The following is a 16,483-nucleotide window of genomic DNA, read 5'->3' on the forward strand; positions in this document are numbered from 1 at the left end:
AAAAATTTATTTTGGCCTGATTCCTGCAAATACTTCTCTCGTGAGGTTCATCACATCATCTGAGTGTTATCTTTGATAGGAGCACGTTCTATGCCAAATAATGAAAGAGTCTCGGGAAACGGTAGTTTTAATCCCCATTACAGCCCGAAACTCTGTAATGAGGATCTGGCTCCGACACGTGACCAGAATTGGAGTTGGTACAATATTTTTTCTTTCTGGATGTCAGATGTGCACAGCATGGGAGGTTATGTGGTTGCCGCCAGCTTCTTCGCACTCGGATTATCCAGTTGGCAAGTGTTGTTATGCTTACTAGCCGGTATCTGTATTGTGCAAATTTGTGCCAATTTGGTGGCTAAGCCCAGCCAAATGGCCGGCGTGCCTTATGCTGTTATTTGTCGGCAAGCATTTGGTGTGTTTGGAGCCAATATCCCGGCGGTCATCCGTGGGTTAATTGCCTTCGCCTGGTACGGTATCCAAACCTATCTGGCCGCCAATGCATTAATGTTGGTGATGTTAAAATTCTTTCCATCACTGATACCACTGACGCAAAGTCATTGGCTGGGGTTATCGGCTCTGGGCTGGATCTGCTTCTCTATTATGTGGGTATTGCAGGCGATGGTGTTTTGGCACGGGATGAACGCAATTAAGCGCTTTATTGATGTTGCGGGGCCAGCGGTATACGTCGTGATGCTTTCATTGGCCGGATGGATTATTTATCAGACCGGTTTGAGCAATATTTCATTCACATTAGCCAGTAAAACCTTAACTACGTCCGAGCAAGGCTGGCAAATGCTGACCGCTACCGCGCTGGTAGTATCTTACTTCTCCGGGCCATTACTGAACTTTGGCGATTTCTCCCGTTATGGTAAAAGTATGCAGGAAATCCGCCGCGGTAACCGCTGGGGCCTGCCCTTCAATTTTCTGCTGTTCTCCATCGTCACTGTCGTGATTGTCTCCGGGACACAATCTTTATTTGGTCAAATGATCACCGATCCAATAGAAACAGTCACTCGCGTCGGTAACAGTGTTGCCGTTGCTTTGGGCTTGCTGACCATGATAATTGCCACTATCGGGATTAACATTGTGGCTAACTTTGTCTCTCCTGCATTTGACTTTTCAAACTGTTCACCGCAGAAAATCAGTTTCCGTACCGGTGGGATGATAGCCGCCGTGGGCTCTGTCTTACTGACCCCGTGGAACCTGTTCCAATCACCCGAAATAATCCACTATACGCTTGATGTACTGGGTGCCTTTATCGGGCCGCTGTTTGGTATTTTAATAGCTGATTTCTATCTGATAAAACGCAGCCAATTACATGTGGATGACCTGTTTAATGCCACACCATCAGGGCGTTATTGGTATCGGGGTGGTTTTAATCCGAAAGCCATCATGGCGCTGTTGCCTGCCGTCGCTATTGGTCTGGTGATCAGCTTTATTCCCAGCCTGCATCAGGTGGCTAACTTTAGTTGGTTTATCGGCGTGTTACTGGGCGGGGGTTTTTACCGGTTTGCGGCCCGCCACGAACTCGCAGCCAACCATGCAGGCCTGTTTATGCGCCCTGAGATGAGTAAAGATTAAGTTCAGGAAATCCCAAAACAACGAAGCCCTGAGTTATTGCTAACTCAGGGCTTCTGAATGTTGGCGGTGCGGACGGGACTCGAACCCGCGACCCCCGGCGTGACAGGCCGGTATTCTAACCGACTGAACTACCGCACCACGCTGCTGTTCCGGTTAAGAACGACTCGAATATTACGGATGCAATGCAATCTCGTCAACACTTTTTCCAGTAAAATAAGCCGTTTGCACAGTTTTCCATCTGGATGTCGTTTTATTCTGCGTTTGCACTGTCTTCTGTTTCAAGAGGCATCCGCCATAAACAGCTACCGCCCTTTTTCATCACCAAATCCAGACGAGATTCATGGGCGGCTATTTCTTCTTCAGCGGCATAAATTATTTTCAACCCAGATGCTGGGCGAGTAATGCGCTGGATGTCTTCTGAGGAATTATTCTGCGACTGATCACCTTCCATTGAAAAAGAAAGTGACGTCTGGCCGCCAGTCATCGCCAGATAAACTTCCGCCAAAATTTCGGCATCGAGTAATGCGCCGTGCAATGTCCGCTTGGTATTATCTATCAGGTAGCGATCACACAAAGCATCAAGGTTATTTCGCTTGCCGGGGAACAGGCGGCGTGCCAGCAACAAGCTGTCAGTGATGGTACAGAAGGTTTCCGTTTTCGGAATGTCCTGCTGCAACATGCGGAATTCATAGTCCATAAAGCCGATATCAAACGCCGCGTTATGGATGACTAATTCAGCGCCGCGGATAAACTCAAGAAACTCCGATGCTATATCAGCAAAAGTAGGTTTATCCGCCAAAAACTCATCACTGATACCATGAACACCGTAAGCTTCTGGGTCTACCAGCCGGTCAGGTTTGATATAAACATGGAAATTTCTGCCGGTCAGACGGCGGTTGATCACTTCAACGGCACCGATCTCAATAATCTTATGGCCTTCATAATGAACGCCAAGCTTATTCATACCGGTGGTTTCAGTATCCAGAACAATCTGTCGGGTCGGTGTAACTTGCATATTGCCAGTGCTCATAGCGCTCGTTTATGTCAGACTTAACGTTTAAACAGATAGGAAGAGTCTACCAGAGATGACTAAACAGGTAGAAATTTTCACCGATGGATCTTGCCTTGGCAATCCTGGCCCCGGTGGTTACGGCGCAATTTTGCGTTACAAGCAACATGAAAAAACTTTTAGCGCTGGCTATTTCCTGACAACAAACAACCGCATGGAGCTAATGGCCGCTATCGTCGCGCTGGAGGCGTTGACCTCACCTTGTGAAGTCACACTCAGCACCGACAGCCAATATGTACGCCAGGGGATTACTCAGTGGATTCATAACTGGAAAAAACGCGGTTGGAAAACCACTGACCGCAAACCGGTGCGTAATGTCGATTTATGGCAACGTCTTGATTTAGCTATCCAAACTCATGTAATTCAATGGGAATGGGTCAAAGGCCATGCCGGTCATCCAGAAAACGAACGCTGCGATGAATTGGCCCGCGAAGGCGCAAACTCACCGACGATGGAAGATACCGGGTATATCCCTAATTAATGCGTGACTGCCAACTCAGGGTTGGTCACGATAGCTTTTGGTCGCACCCACTGCCCGGCTAAACCAAGGTTTACGTGCGCCGAACTTCATCGGATTAAACGTCAATGGAATAGTGCGTTTGCGGGCAACAATCAAGCTGACACAACCCAAAGCGGGCAGATGGGTGCTGATAAAGCGCCCACCTTCTTTATGCCACGGCAACACGTGAAAGCGCGATAAATACAAAACTTCATAATTCAATAAACTCAACCAGTCTAACAAGCGCATCTGAGTAAACATGCGGCTAACATGGGGTTGCCGCTGGCGTAATAACGGCACCAGCTTCCCTGCGCCCAATAGACTCATGGGATTAAAGTTGCTGATAACCAGCCAGCCGTCATCAATCAGTACCCGATCCACCTCACGTAAAATGCGGTGCGGATCAGTGGCATAGGCTAAAGTATGGGACAGTAAGCAAGCATCCACAGATTTCTCAGCAAAAGGTAACTGATATGGGCTGGCAAGCACCTGCATATTTTTGCCCTGCTCCCCCACATTCACCTGATGAGAGATTGCGCATTTATCGCTAGCGATTTCAGCGCTCAAATGGCCTATCTTCAATAAGTGGAAACCAAAGAACTTCGGCCACCAGGGCTGCAATTGCTGCTCAATCGCCGCACGATAATACTCTCCCCAAGGTAACTCAGCCCAAGACGTGGGCGTATCAATCTTTTGGCGTGTTTGTGCTGGTTTCATGTTTTAACGTCTTCTTTCAAACTGTTGCCAATAAAAGAGGTATCTAATGAATCTTATCAGCATTCCGGCATTTCAAGACAATTACATTTGGTTATTGGCCGACGAACAAAAACACTGTGTCATTGTGGACCCTGGAGAATCAGCCCCCGTGCTGGCGGCTCTGAGCCAAGGCCAGTACCTTCCTCAGGCCATCTTATTGACCCATCACCATCACGATCACGTGGGTGGGGTAGCGGATTTACGTCGCCACTACCCTGACATTCCGGTCTATGGACCACAAGAAACCGCGAATAAAGGGGCAACAATTATTGTAAATGGGGGTGATAACCTGACCATTAACGGCCAAAACTACCAAATTATTGCCGTTCCTGGCCACACACTTGGGCATATCGCATACTACAGCGAGCCTTATCTTTTCTGTGGTGACACGCTATTTTCCGCGGGCTGTGGCAGGCTATTTGAAGGCACTCCAGCACAAATGTACGCGTCTATTCAACAGCTCGCGCAACTCCCCGACGAAACCTTAATTTGCAGCGCGCATGAATATACTCTCGCAAATCTTAAGTTTGCCCGTTTTATTCTGCCTTCAGATCAAGACATTGCCACATATCAGCAGGAAATCATGCAATTACGGGCAAAACACCTGCCTAGCTTACCCGTAAAATTGCAAATTGAGAGGAAAATTAATGTTTTTTTACGCTGTAATGACATTGATTTACAAAGAAAAATAGGCGTAATGTCACCACCAGACTCACTTGTCTCAGTTTTTTCCGAATTACGTGCACAGAAAGACCGCTTCTGAGCTTTTAGTTGTGTTTTTTATCGAAGCAAAGTATGATTGCTCGTCTTTTAAGCAACTACATTGACACACACATGAAGACCAAAGCGATATTTCTCGCCTCAGTCTTGCTTGTTGGGTGCCAGACGTCCAAGACGGGCGTTCAGGCTCCTGTACAGCATGCACAGAGTTTGTCTTCGGCAGGTCAAGAAAGTGAAGCAGGAGAGTACACAAATAGCGCCCGAGAGGGTAGCGCGCGATGGCTGGATAGTGAAAGTGGCCTCGCGCAGCAAGATTTGTGGAACTTCATTAGCGACGAGCTGAAGATGAAGGTTCCGGAAAATTCTCGGATCCGTGAACAGAAGCAAAAATACTTAAAAAATAAGAGCTATCTCCACGATGTAACATTACGGGCAGAGCCGTACATGTACCTGATAGTCGAGCAAATTAAGAAACGTAAGATGCCGATGGAGCTGGTACTGCTACCCATAGTGGAGAGCGCTTTTGACCCACACGCGACATCATCCGCCAACGCCGCAGGGCTGTGGCAGATAGTGCCAAGTACCGGTCGAAATTATGGCTTGAAACAAAACCAATGGTATGACGGCCGCAGAGATGTAGTGGCCTCTACCAAAGCAGCGCTTGATATGATGGAGCGCCTGAACAAGATGTTTGACGGTGACTGGTTGTTAACAGTCGCTGCGTATAACAGCGGTGAAGGCAGAGTCATGCAAGCGGTGAAAGCAAATAAGGCAAAGGGTAAACCGACGAATTTTTGGGCATTGTCGCTTCCTCGTGAAACGTCAATTTATGTTCCAAAAATGCTGGCCTTGGGTGATTTAATCAAGAACAGCAAAAAGTACGGTATAAACTTGCCTGACACCGACAAAGATCGTGCATTAGCGCGGGTTGATGTTGGTCAGCAGATAGAGCTAACTCAGGCGGCTGAGATGGCGGGGATGTCACTGACAAAGTTGAAATCCTTTAATTCTGGGTATAAGCGCAATGTAACGGCACCAGCTGGACACGGTCCTCGTTATATTATGTTGCCGAAATCCCATGCTGAGCAGCTTAAAGATTCATTGGCAGATACTGATATTGCTGCAATTCAGCCAACCAAGTTGGCACAGAACAGCGCAAAATCAGCATCAAACTCGCAGTATAAAGTTCGCCCCGGCGACACCTTATCTACGATTGCCAAGCGGTTGAATATCAAGACCAGCGATTTGCAGAGTTGGAACAACTTACGTGCCAAGAGCACCTTAAAAGTTGGGCAAACCCTGCAACTGGCAAGCAATACAACAAGCAGCAACAGCATCACCTATCAAGTTCGTAAAGGTGATTCTTTTGCCAGTATTGCCAAGCGTCACGGTGTAAACACCGACGATGTGATGCGATGGAATTCGGTAGTCAGCAAAGCTAATAAATTGCTGCCAGGTTTGAAATTGACGCTGTTCGTTAACGGCAAATCAACCCCGGACGCATAAAGTCAGAATCGCTAGTAAAGCTGTTAAAAAGCACCCTTCGGGGTGCTTTTTTTATGGCTGGAACTCAACCAAAAGTGGATTGTGGTCAGAGGCTCTCGTCACTAATACCGAGGCATTTGCCAGCGTAAGGCCACGGTAAAACACGAAATCGAGGGGCTTACCAAAAGCGCGGCTACGGTTATCGGTAGTAAATTCAACTTCTTCCAGACCAGAGCCTTGTGCAAAGCGCTGCAAAGCATTAACCCGCTGGCGGCTCCATGCATTAAAATCCCCGGCCAAAATCACTGGGCCGCGGTGCATAGCAATTTGCTCACCAATAGGCTCTAACTGTTTACTGTATACATCGACGCCAAGACTGAAATTCACGGCATGAATATTCACGACCATCAATAACCGACCATCATGAATGGGATAAACTGTGACTAATGCCGACTTAGACAAACGCAACAGCGGCTCTCGTTCTCGCAATGGGCAACAGTAGACTGGGTGAGTAGCCGCTAACGTCATCACCCCTGAGGGGTGCTGAGGTAGCGCAAAGGCAGGAACCTGGTCAGCCGCCTGATAGTGGGACGTAGCATATCTCACCAGCTCGGGTGTTGTTTGTGCTTCTTGCAGTAACATCAATTGCGCATCACGCCCGAATTCTTTAAGCACAGATAGCCACTCAGCCCGCTGTTGCTTAAAGATATTCCACACCATCACACGTAGAAATTCCGTGGTCGGCAATGGTGCGCCTGGCGGTAACCCTTGCCCCAATTGTTTAGTAGAGCCAGGGAAAATCTGTTCAACCGGTTGACCTGCAACATACCGCATTGCATATGTTCGTTTCGGCACTTTAATGGCCTATTCCTTATTCGAAATCACTCTGGCTTGTAAGATAACCTCAGTGCATAGTTCACTGATTATACGCTCAGATGTTCCGGTCAGTAATGTCTTTTACCCATATTGTCTTTTTGATATAGGGAGACTCAAGGATAGATTCAATCTATGTTATTCATAACGCACTAATAAGACTTCTATTAATAAAAAAGCCCGCCATGCGGGCTGGAAGTAAAACCTAGCTTGTAACAACCTCACGCGAGTATTTTTTATCAAGCTTACCACTGAGTCTCACCAATAATAATGCAGCGATGATGATGATCCCACCAATCCATGGCGTCTGCGCTAAACCAACGCGAGTAACCGCTTGCCCCCCAAGAACTGACCCTAATGCAATACCTACGTTAAACGCAGCAATATTCAAACCAGAGGCAACATCAACCGCATGTGGTGTATATTCTTCCGCCTTTTGCACCACATAAACCTGTAAACCAGGGACATTACCGAAAGCAAAAATCCCCATAACTAGCAAGGTAATTAGTGCCGCAATACTGTGACTGGTACTGAACTGGAAAACAAATAACAGACCAGCCAATGCAGTAAAAATAAAGCTCAAAGCAGGCACTGCGCCATAGCGATCAGCCAGTTTGCCCCCCCAGATATTACCAATCGCGACTGACACACCGTATGCCAATAAAATCCAACTCACGGCAGCAGCCGAGAAGCCCGCCAACTCTTGCATGACGGGAGCAAGGAAAGTAAACATGGTAAAGAAACCACCGTATCCTAATGCCGTAATAGCATAAATCAACAATAAACGTGGGTGAGTAAGTACCTGAAACTGTTGTTTTATCGTAGCTGAAGCTTTATTAGGAATATTATTTGGCACCAAAATAGCACTGGCAATAATGGCAAGAATCCCAATAAGTGATACTGCAAGAAAGGTTTCACGCCAGCCAAAATGCTGCCCAATAAATGTCCCTAACGGAACCCCTGTCACCAGTGCCACAGTCAAGCCACCAAACATAATAGCGATAGCCGAGGCGGCTTTCTCTTTGGGTACCAGGCTGGTTGCAATAGTTGAGCCTATTGAGAAAAATACCCCGTGGGCCAAGCCGGTTAATAAACGAGCAACAACCAGTGATTCATAACCTGGTGATTGCCACGCTAATAAGTTACCTAACGTGAACAAAACCATAAGTCCAATCAATAGCATTTTACGAGGAATCCGCCCTGTTAATGCAGTCAGCACCGGAGCACCAATAGCCACCCCCAATGCGTAAATTGAGACTAATAAACCGGCGGAAGGGACAGAAACCTGTAGTTGCTCGGCGATCGTCGGCACCAGTCCAACAATAACAAACTCTGTGGTACCAATAGCAAATGCACTGATGGCCAGTGCCAGTAAAGCGAGTGGCATATCAACTCCAGAAAATAGTTAATGAAAAATAAGTCAATTTGATGACAGCCATTATGAGCCCATGTTTAAATGACAAAAATGCTCAAAATATCAAAATATTTTTGCTGGAGTGGCAATAATGAAAGCAAACTCAGATGAACTGATTACCTTTGTAACAGTGGTGGAATGTGGCAGCTTCAGCCGTGCGGCAGAACAGCTTGAACAAGCAAATTCGGTAGTAAGTCGAACAATAAAAAAGCTGGAGAATAAGCTGGGTGTCACTTTACTCAATCGTACTACTCGGCAAATCAGCCTGACTCAAGAAGGTGAGAATTATTTTCGGCGGGTACAAAATATCTTGCGGGAAATGGCAACAGCAGAGAATGAAATTCTTGATAATCAATTGAATCCTAAAGGATTACTTCGTATCGATGCCTCTACTCCAGTGGTACTGCATATTATCGCGCCATTGATGGCTGAGTTTCGTCAGCGCTACCCGTTGGTGACTTTATCGCTGGTTTCGTCTGAGACATTTATCAATCTTATTGAGCGAAAAGTGGATATTGCTATCAGGGTGGGGAGTTTACAGGACTCAACTTTGCGAGCCAAAAAACTCATGACAAGTTATCGCCATATTCTAGCCTCACCGGCATACTTGAAGCAGAATGGTACCCCACAGACAACCGCAGATTTGCAGCATCATTTATGCTTAGGGTTTAATGACTTACCCGCATTAAATCGCTGGCCTTTAGCTGGAGCTGATGGGCAACTTTATGAAATTAATTCAGATTTGACATCAAATAATGGGGAAACGCAGCGCCGCTTGTGTCTTGAGGGGAATGGTATTGCCTGTCTATCAGATTTTATGATCCAGCAAGATCTACAACGTGGGGATTTGATACCGATACTCCAAGAGCACACTTTGCCAGTCGCAATGCCAATTAATGCCGTGTATTACAGTGACCAGGAAGTCAGTAATCGGCTGCGCTGCTTTATTGATTTTATCAATGAACGCCTAACCCTACACAATAAAAGCCACCTCATATGAGGTGGCTTAATCTATTACTGGAAGTGTTTAGTCCCACTTTGGTGCGAGACCATCAGGGCTGACCAAGCGCTCTTCGCGATCTAACGTAGCAATTAGCGCCATATCTTCTGCGCTTAGGCGTAAATCACGAGCTAACAGATTGCTGGCTAAATTAGCCACTTTAGTTGATGAAGGAATAACGCTGTAGCCCAATTGCAATGCCCAGCTTAAAATGACCTGTGCAGGTGTGGCGCCGTGCTGCTCAGCAATTATCTTAATGACCGGCTCTTCTAATGCCTTGCCATAAGCCAATGTCATATAAGAAGTAATTGCAATGCCATTTGCCTGAGCGAACTCTACAACCTTGCTGTTTTGCAATAATGGGGATAATTCAATTTGGTTGGTTGCGATTTCCTCTGCCCCCACTGCCGCTATAGCCTGTTGCATTAAATCAATGGTGAAGTTAGAGATGCCAATCTGGCGAGTTAATCCCAACTCTTTGGCTTTCATTAGATCGGCCATAAACTCAGCAACAGAGACTTCGTCATTTGGTGACGGCCAGTGAATTAATGTCAAATCTACATAATCAGTTTTCAGTTTCTGCAAACTCTCTTGTAGGCTCGGAATTAATTTCCCTGGCGCTAAATTCGCAATCCAAATCTTGGTTGTGATGAATAACTCATCACGTTTCACACCACTTTCTGCGATAGCTTGACCAACGGCGGCTTCATTTTCATATATTTGTGCTGTATCGATAGCACGATAGCCCAATTTCAATGCTTGGCTAACTGAATCAATAACAACTTGATCTTGAAGACGAAAAGTTCCAAGCCCGAATGCAGGTACACTCATTATAATTCCTTATTTTTGATAGTAAGTTTGTCTTGAAATGTAATTAAGAATTTTCATTTAGTCGTAAATCATAGGTCTAATAAAAAACTGAATTAATTATGACAAGAGTTTTACCAACAAAAAATGGGGCATTAGGCATAATACTTTTGATTATAAATCAAATATTACAATCAATAAGCTAAAGGTATTCGGTCAAACGGAGTTATGTGACCAGTGCATGAGTGGGATATTTAGTGGCTAGGATAAGAGGATGATGCTAAGTAATAGGAAATCGAGGGAGAAAGGAAGAAAATATCGACTATTTCAAAAATAAAAATCTAACAATGCAAAAAACCCCTGAATCATTGATTCAGGGGTTTTGCAATAAGTGGCGGAACGGACGGGGCTCGAACCCGCGACCCCCTGCGTGACAGGCAGGTATTCTAACCAACTGAACTACCGCTCCACCGATTCTTTTACGTGTATCTTCCCGATACTTACCCTAAACAGGGCCAGCGCTCCGCGCTGTGCAAAACCGCTCATGGCGATTTTGTCAGTTACCAGATGTCATTCTGATAACTCGTGTTTGATGCCTGGCAGTGTCCTACTCTCGCATGGGGAGACCCCACACTACCATCGGCGCTACGGCGTTTCACTTCTGAGTTCGGCATGGAGTCAGGTGGGTCCACCGCGCTATGGCCGCCAGGCAAATTCTGTCTAAACTAACCCGCTCAGTATCTCTACCTCGCCAGTCAGCCCAATCTCGGAACTTCGCTGAAAATATCAATCAATCTCTCAAATACAAAACACCTTCGGTGTTGTAAGGTTAAGCCTCACGGATCATTAGTACTGGTTAGCTCAATGCATCGCTGCACTTACACACCCAGCCTATCAACGTCATAGTCTTTAACGTTCCTTCAGGGGGCTTAAAGCCCCAGGGAAGACTCATCTCGAGGCAAGTTTCCCGCTTAGATGCTTTCAGCGGTTATCTCTTCCGAATTTAGCTACCGGGCAATGCCATTGGCATGACAACCCGAACACCAGTGATTCGTCCACTCCGGTCCTCTCGTACTAGGAGCAGCCCCTCTCAATCTTCCAACGCCCACGGCAGATAGGGACCGAACTGTCTCACGACGTTCTAAACCCAGCTCGCGTACCACTTTAAATGGCGAACAGCCATACCCTTGGGACCTACTTCAGCCCCAGGATGTGATGAGCCGACATCGAGGTGCCAAACACCGCCGTCGATATGAACTCTTGGGCGGTATCAGCCTGTTATCCCCGGAGTACCTTTTATCCGTTGAGCGATGGCCCTTCCATTCAGAACCACCGGATCACTAAGACCTACTTTCGTACCTGCTCGAGCCGTCACTCTCGCAGTCAAGCTAGCTTATGCCTTTGCACTAACCTCACGATGTCCGACCGTGATTAGCTAACCTTCGTGCTCCTCCGTTACTCTTTGGGAGGAGACCGCCCCAGTCAAACTACCCACCAGACACTGTCCTCACCCCGGATTACGGGGCCGAGTTAGAACATCAAACATTAAAGGGTGGTATTTCAAGGTTGGCTCCATGCAGACTGGCGTCCACACTTCAATGCCTCCCACCTATCCTACACATCAAGGCTCAATGTTCAGTGTCAAGCTATAGTAAAGGTTCACGGGGTCTTTCCGTCTTGCCGCGGGTACACTGCATCTTCACAGCGAGTTCAATTTCACTGAGTCTCGGGTGGAGACAGCCTGGCCATCATTACGCCATTCGTGCAGGTCGGAACTTACCCGACAAGGAATTTCGCTACCTTAGGACCGTTATAGTTACGGCCGCCGTTTACTGGGGCTTCGATCAAGAGCTTCGCCTTGCGGCTGACCCCATCAATTAACCTTCCAGCACCGGGCAGGCGTCACACCGTATACGTCCACTTTCGTGTTTGCACAGTGCTGTGTTTTTATTAAACAGTTGCAGCCAGCTGGTATCTGCGACTGGCTTCGGCGCCGGGAGCAAGTCCCTTTACCTAATGCCAGCGTGCCTTCTCCCGAAGTTACGGCACCATTTTGCCTAGTTCCTTCACCCGAGTTCTCTCAAGCGCCTGAGTATTCTCTACCTGACCACCTGTGTCGGTTTGGGGTACGATTTAATGTTACCTGATGCTTAGAGGCTTTTCCTGGAAGCTTGGCATCAACTACTTCATCACCGTAGTGACTCGTCATCACACCTCAGCGTTGATAAGCAACCGGATTTACCAAGTCACTCCGCCTACATGCTTAAACCGGGACAACCGTCGCCCGGCTAGCCTAGCCTTCTCCGTCCCCCCTTCGCAGTAACACCAAGTACAGGAATATTAACCTGTTTCCCATCGACTACGCTTTTCAGCCTCGCCTTAGGGGTCGACTCACCCTGCCCCGATTAACGTTGGACAGGAACCCTTGGTCTTCCGGCGTGCGGGTTTTTCACCCGCATTATCGTTACTTATGTCAGCATTCGCACTTCTGATACCTCCAGCAACCCTCACAGGTCACCTTCAACGGCTTACAGAACGCTCCCCTACCCAACAACGCCTAAGCGTCGCTGCCGCAGCTTCGGTGCATGGTTTAGCCCCGTTACATCTTCCGCGCAGGCCGACTCGACCAGTGAGCTATTACGCTTTCTTTAAATGATGGCTGCTTCTAAGCCAACATCCTGGCTGTCTATGCCTTCCCACATCGTTTCCCACTTAACCATGACTTTGGGACCTTAGCTGGCGGTCTGGGTTGTTTCCCTCTTCACGACGGACGTTAGCACCCGCCGTGTGTCTCCCGTGATAACATTCTTCGGTATTCGGAGTTTGCATCGGTTTGGTAAGCCGGGATGGCCCCCTAGCCGAAACAGTGCTCTACCCCCGAAGATGAGTTCACGAGGCGCTACCTAAATAGCTTTCGGGGAGAACCAGCTATCTCCCGGTTTGATTGGCCTTTCACCCCCAGCCACAAGTCATCCGCTAATTTTTCAACATTAGTCGGTTCGGTCCTCCAGTTAGTGTTACCCAACCTTCAACCTGCCCATGGCTAGATCACCGGGTTTCGGGTCTATACCTTGCAACTAGACGCCCAGTTAAGACTCGGTTTCCCTACGGCTCCCCTATTCGGTTAACCTTGCTACAAAATATAAGTCGCTGACCCATTATACAAAAGGTACGCAGTCACACCACGAAGGTGCTCCCACTGCTTGTACGTACACGGTTTCAGGTTCTATTTCACTCCCCTCGCCGGGGTTCTTTTCGCCTTTCCCTCACGGTACTGGTTCACTATCGGTCAGTCAGGAGTATTTAGCCTTGGAGGATGGTCCCCCCATATTCAGACAGGATGTCACGTGTCCCGCCCTACTCATCGAGTTCACAGCAAGTGTGTTTTTGTGTACGGGAGTATCACCCTGTACCCTGCGACTTTCCAGACGCTTCCACTAACACACAAACTGATTCAGACTCTGGGCTCCTCCCCGTTCGCTCGCCGCTACTGGGGGAATCTCGGTTGATTTCTTTTCCTCGGGGTACTTAGATGTTTCAGTTCCCCCGGTTCGCCTTGCATGGCTATGTATTCACCATGCAATAGTGCAACGAATTGCACTGGGTTTCCCCATTCGGGTATCGTCGGTTATAACGGTTCATATCACCTTACCGACGCTTTTCGCAGATTAGCACGCCCTTCATCGCCTCTGACTGCCTAGGCATCCACCGTGTACGCTTAGTCGCTTAACCTCACAACCCGAAGGTGTTTCTTCTTTATTGGTGTGGCTACGAACACACTCTGCGTTGTTGTGCAGTGCGCGCAATCCTCATGAACATAGCGTTCACTCCGGTTGCTGTGCGCTGTACGCCTTGCTGAGTATCTTCTCGCTCACACTGCAACAATGATAAACACATTGGCATTGCGATTATTTGAGAGACTCTAATACAGGTTAATCCTTACCTCAGTACATCTACGGAGAGATAAGTTTCAGCTGTATTGTTTCAATTTTCAGCTTGTTCCAGATTGTTAAAGAGCAATATCTTAAACACGACTCGTTAAAGTCATCTTTAAGATATTCAGGTGATAATGTCTTTCACACATTATCGGAATGGCGTCCCCAAGGGGATTCGAACCCCTGTTACAGCCGTGAAAGGGCAGTGTCCTAGGCCTCTAGACGATGGGGACACAAAAATTTCTACTAAATCACAGATTCAGTATTTTTGTGTAAAGGTGAGAATGTGGTGACACATTCGAACGACTGATGCAGTGAAATCTCAATATCGAGGTTTTACAACACAAGTCATCACCCTCATCAACAGGTGCTCTTGCTCATTTACATTCATCAGACAATCTGTGTGGACACTGCGCAATGCGTATCGTTAGGTAAGGAGGTGATCCAACCGCAGGTTCCCCTACGGTTACCTTGTTACGACTTCACCCCAGTCATGAATCACAAAGTGGTAAGCGCCCTCCCGAAGGTTAAGCTACCTACTTCTTTTGCAACCCACTCCCATGGTGTGACGGGCGGTGTGTACAAGGCCCGGGAACGTATTCACCGTAGCATTCTGATCTACGATTACTAGCGATTCCGACTTCATGGAGTCGAGTTGCAGACTCCAATCCGGACTACGACAGACTTTATGTGGTCCGCTTGCTCTCGCGAGTTCGCTTCACTTTGTATCTGCCATTGTAGCACGTGTGTAGCCCTACTCGTAAGGGCCATGATGACTTGACGTCATCCCCACCTTCCTCCGGTTTGTCACCGGCAGTCTCCCTTGAGTTCCCACCATTACGTGCTGGCAACAAAGGATAAGGGTTGCGCTCGTTGCGGGACTTAACCCAACATTTCACAACACGAGCTGACGACAGCCATGCAGCACCTGTCTCACAGTTCCCGAAGGCACCGAAGCATCTCTGCTAAGTTCTGTGGATGTCAAGAGTAGGTAAGGTTCTTCGCGTTGCATCGAATTAAACCACATGCTCCACCGCTTGTGCGGGCCCCCGTCAATTCATTTGAGTTTTAACCTTGCGGCCGTACTCCCCAGGCGGTCGACTTAACGCGTTAGCTCCGGAAGCCACGCCTCAAGGGCACAACCTCCAAGTCGACATCGTTTACAGCGTGGACTACCAGGGTATCTAATCCTGTTTGCTCCCCACGCTTTCGCACCTGAGCGTCAGTCTTTGTCCAGGGGGCCGCCTTCGCCACCGGTATTCCTCCAGATCTCTACGCATTTCACCGCTACACCTGGAATTCTACCCCCCTCTACAAGACTCTAGCTTGCCAGTTTCAAATGCAGTTCCCACGTTAAGCGCGGGGATTTCACATCTGACTTAACAAACCGCCTGCGTGCGCTTTACGCCCAGTAATTCCGATTAACGCTTGCACCCTCCGTATTACCGCGGCTGCTGGCACGGAGTTAGCCGGTGCTTCTTCTGCGAGTAACGTCAATGCTCAGTGCTATTAACACTGAACCCTTCCTCCTCGCTGAAAGTGCTTTACAACCCGAAGGCCTTCTTCACACACGCGGCATGGCTGCATCAGGCTTGCGCCCATTGTGCAATATTCCCCACTGCTGCCTCCCGTAGGAGTCTGGACCGTGTCTCAGTTCCAGTGTGGCTGGTCATCCTCTCAGACCAGCTAGGGATCGTCGCCTAGGTGAGCCATTACCCCACCTACTAGCTAATCCCATCTGGGCACATCCGATGGCGTGAGGCCCGAAGGTCCCCCACTTTGCTCTTGCGAGGTCATGCGGTATTAGCTACCGTTTCCAGTAGTTATCCCCCTCCATCAGGCAGTTTCCCAGACATTACTCACCCGTCCGCCGCTCGCCGGCAAAGTAGTAAACTACTTCCCGCTGCCGCTCGACTTGCATGTGTTAGGCCTGCCGCCAGCGTTCAATCTGAGCCATGATCAAACTCTTCAATTTAAGATTTGTTTGATTTGCTATGAGTTAACATAGCGATGCTCAAAGATTACTTTCTGCAAATAAGCATTCGAACCGAAGTTCAAATGTGTACTGCTTTGGTCACTCTTCAAGACTTTGATATTTCTTCTGCCTGCCGAAACAGGCTTCGATATCGTCTTGCGAGTGCCCACACAGATTGTCTGATAAATTGTTAAAGAGCGTTCGTTACCCGTTTGCCTTTCGGCGAATCTTACGGTAACGCGGGAGGCAGATAATACGCTTTCCCGCTACAGAGTCAACCACTTAATCAGTTAAATTTTCTCTGTTCTCCCCGGCCACTCTGTGAAGTTGCTCACAGCGCCGTGTCGATGGATGCGCATTATAGGGAGTTCC

General features: G+C 47.9%; 10 protein-coding genes, 3 tRNA genes and 3 rRNA genes. 5 read left to right on the forward strand and 11 right to left on the reverse strand.

Translation table 11 applies throughout. The features are described 5' to 3' along the window. Window positions 1–90: 90 nt before the first annotated feature. Window positions 91–1,578: an NCS1 family nucleobase:cation symporter-1 gene (locus DX162_RS01420; RefSeq protein WP_004390362.1), complete on the forward strand. Its 1,488-nt coding sequence runs from the start codon at window positions 91–93 to the stop codon at window positions 1,576–1,578. Window positions 1,579–1,639: 61 nt separating this feature from the next. On the opposite strand, the gene DX162_RS01425 is transcribed toward DX162_RS01420, so the two are convergent. After that, window positions 1,640–1,716, reverse strand: a tRNA-Asp gene (locus DX162_RS01425). Between the two features lie 112 nt (window positions 1,717–1,828). Beyond that, window positions 1,829–2,593: a DNA polymerase III subunit epsilon gene (gene dnaQ, locus DX162_RS01430; protein ID WP_032819770.1), complete on the reverse strand. Its 765-nt coding sequence runs from the start codon at window positions 2,591–2,593 to the stop codon at window positions 1,829–1,831. 70 nt (window positions 2,594–2,663) lie between these two features. Here dnaQ and rnhA point away from each other — a divergent pair, with 70 nt between their 5' ends. Further along, on the forward strand, window positions 2,664–3,128 hold the full coding sequence (gene rnhA / locus DX162_RS01435; RefSeq protein ID WP_004390359.1) for a ribonuclease HI: 465 nt from the start codon (window positions 2,664–2,666) through the stop codon (window positions 3,126–3,128). Window positions 3,129–3,143: 15 nt separating this feature from the next. On the opposite strand, the gene DX162_RS01440 is transcribed toward rnhA, so the two are convergent. After that, window positions 3,144–3,863: a class I SAM-dependent methyltransferase gene (locus tag DX162_RS01440; RefSeq protein WP_004390358.1), complete on the reverse strand. Its 720-nt coding sequence runs from the start codon at window positions 3,861–3,863 to the stop codon at window positions 3,144–3,146. Between the two features lie 46 nt (window positions 3,864–3,909). Here DX162_RS01440 and gloB point away from each other — a divergent pair, with 46 nt between their 5' ends. Next, window positions 3,910–4,665, forward strand: coding sequence for a hydroxyacylglutathione hydrolase (gloB, locus tag DX162_RS01445; protein ID WP_004390357.1), 756 nt, complete (start codon window positions 3,910–3,912; stop codon window positions 4,663–4,665). A 71-nt stretch (window positions 4,666–4,736) separates the two neighbouring features. After that, complete coding sequence (mltD, locus tag DX162_RS01450) at window positions 4,737–6,128, forward strand: murein transglycosylase D (protein WP_032819833.1); 1,392 nt, start codon at window positions 4,737–4,739, stop codon at window positions 6,126–6,128. Window positions 6,129–6,179: 51 nt separating this feature from the next. Here the strand turns inward: mltD and DX162_RS01455 are convergent, their stop codons facing one another. Both DX162_RS01455 and DX162_RS01460 read right to left on the reverse strand, forming a co-directional pair. Then, window positions 6,180–6,962, reverse strand: coding sequence for an endonuclease/exonuclease/phosphatase family protein (locus DX162_RS01455; protein WP_071777601.1), 783 nt, complete (start codon window positions 6,960–6,962; stop codon window positions 6,180–6,182). A gap of 223 nt (window positions 6,963–7,185) precedes the next feature. Next, window positions 7,186–8,367, reverse strand: coding sequence for an MFS transporter (locus DX162_RS01460; protein WP_004390354.1), 1,182 nt, complete (start codon window positions 8,365–8,367; stop codon window positions 7,186–7,188). A gap of 118 nt (window positions 8,368–8,485) precedes the next feature. Here DX162_RS01460 and yafC point away from each other — a divergent pair, with 118 nt between their 5' ends. Continuing rightward, a complete protein-coding gene (gene yafC / locus DX162_RS01465; protein WP_032819769.1) occupies window positions 8,486–9,394 on the forward strand; it encodes a DNA-binding transcriptional regulator YafC in 909 nt (302 codons plus the stop codon). Between the two features lie 27 nt (window positions 9,395–9,421). On the opposite strand, the gene dkgB is transcribed toward yafC, so the two are convergent. The 6 genes from dkgB to DX162_RS01495 form a co-directional block, all read right to left on the reverse strand. Beyond that, window positions 9,422–10,225 carry a 2,5-didehydrogluconate reductase DkgB gene (dkgB, locus tag DX162_RS01470; protein WP_004390352.1) on the reverse strand — a complete coding sequence of 268 codons (804 nt, stop codon included), beginning with the start codon at window positions 10,223–10,225 and terminating at the stop codon, window positions 9,422–9,424. A 368-nt stretch (window positions 10,226–10,593) separates the two neighbouring features. Beyond that, window positions 10,594–10,670 (reverse strand) — tRNA-Asp (locus tag DX162_RS01475). A gap of 125 nt (window positions 10,671–10,795) precedes the next feature. Further along, window positions 10,796–10,911, reverse strand: a 5S ribosomal RNA gene (rrf, locus tag DX162_RS01480). Window positions 10,912–11,026: 115 nt separating this feature from the next. Continuing rightward, a 23S ribosomal RNA gene (locus DX162_RS01485) occupies window positions 11,027–13,933 on the reverse strand. 360 nt (window positions 13,934–14,293) lie between these two features. Next, window positions 14,294–14,369, reverse strand: a tRNA-Glu gene (locus DX162_RS01490). Between the two features lie 199 nt (window positions 14,370–14,568). Next, window positions 14,569–16,111, reverse strand: a 16S ribosomal RNA gene (locus tag DX162_RS01495). Together the 16S, 23S and 5S rRNA genes with 2 tRNA genes alongside form the textbook arrangement of a ribosomal RNA operon. Window positions 16,112–16,483: the final 372 nt, after the last annotated feature.

It is taken from the genome of Yersinia kristensenii (genome assembly GCF_900460525.1).
In the GTDB taxonomy this organism is placed as follows: Bacteria; Pseudomonadota; Gammaproteobacteria; order Enterobacterales; family Enterobacteriaceae; genus Yersinia; species Yersinia kristensenii.

What these genes read in the sequence shown, in the direction of transcription:
- rnhA (WP_004390359.1), top strand. Translation starts at nt 2,664, where the DNA reads ATGACTAAACAGGTAGAAATTTTCACCGATGGATCTTGCCTTGGCAAT.
- DX162_RS01420 (WP_004390362.1), top strand. Translation starts at nt 91, where the DNA reads ATGCCAAATAATGAAAGAGTCTCGGGAAACGGTAGTTTTAATCCCCAT.
- dnaQ (WP_032819770.1), bottom strand. Translation starts at nt 2,593, where the DNA reads ATGCAAGTTACACCGACCCGACAGATTGTTCTGGATACTGAAACCACC.
- DX162_RS01440 (WP_004390358.1), bottom strand. Translation starts at nt 3,863, where the DNA reads ATGAAACCAGCACAAACACGCCAAAAGATTGATACGCCCACGTCTTGG.
- DX162_RS01460 (WP_004390354.1), bottom strand. Translation starts at nt 8,367, where the DNA reads ATGCCACTCGCTTTACTGGCACTGGCCATCAGTGCATTTGCTATTGGT.
- mltD (WP_032819833.1), top strand. Translation starts at nt 4,737, where the DNA reads ATGAAGACCAAAGCGATATTTCTCGCCTCAGTCTTGCTTGTTGGGTGC.
- yafC (WP_032819769.1), top strand. Translation starts at nt 8,486, where the DNA reads ATGAAAGCAAACTCAGATGAACTGATTACCTTTGTAACAGTGGTGGAA.
- dkgB (WP_004390352.1), bottom strand. Translation starts at nt 10,225, where the DNA reads ATGAGTGTACCTGCATTCGGGCTTGGAACTTTTCGTCTTCAAGATCAA.
- gloB (WP_004390357.1), top strand. Translation starts at nt 3,910, where the DNA reads ATGAATCTTATCAGCATTCCGGCATTTCAAGACAATTACATTTGGTTA.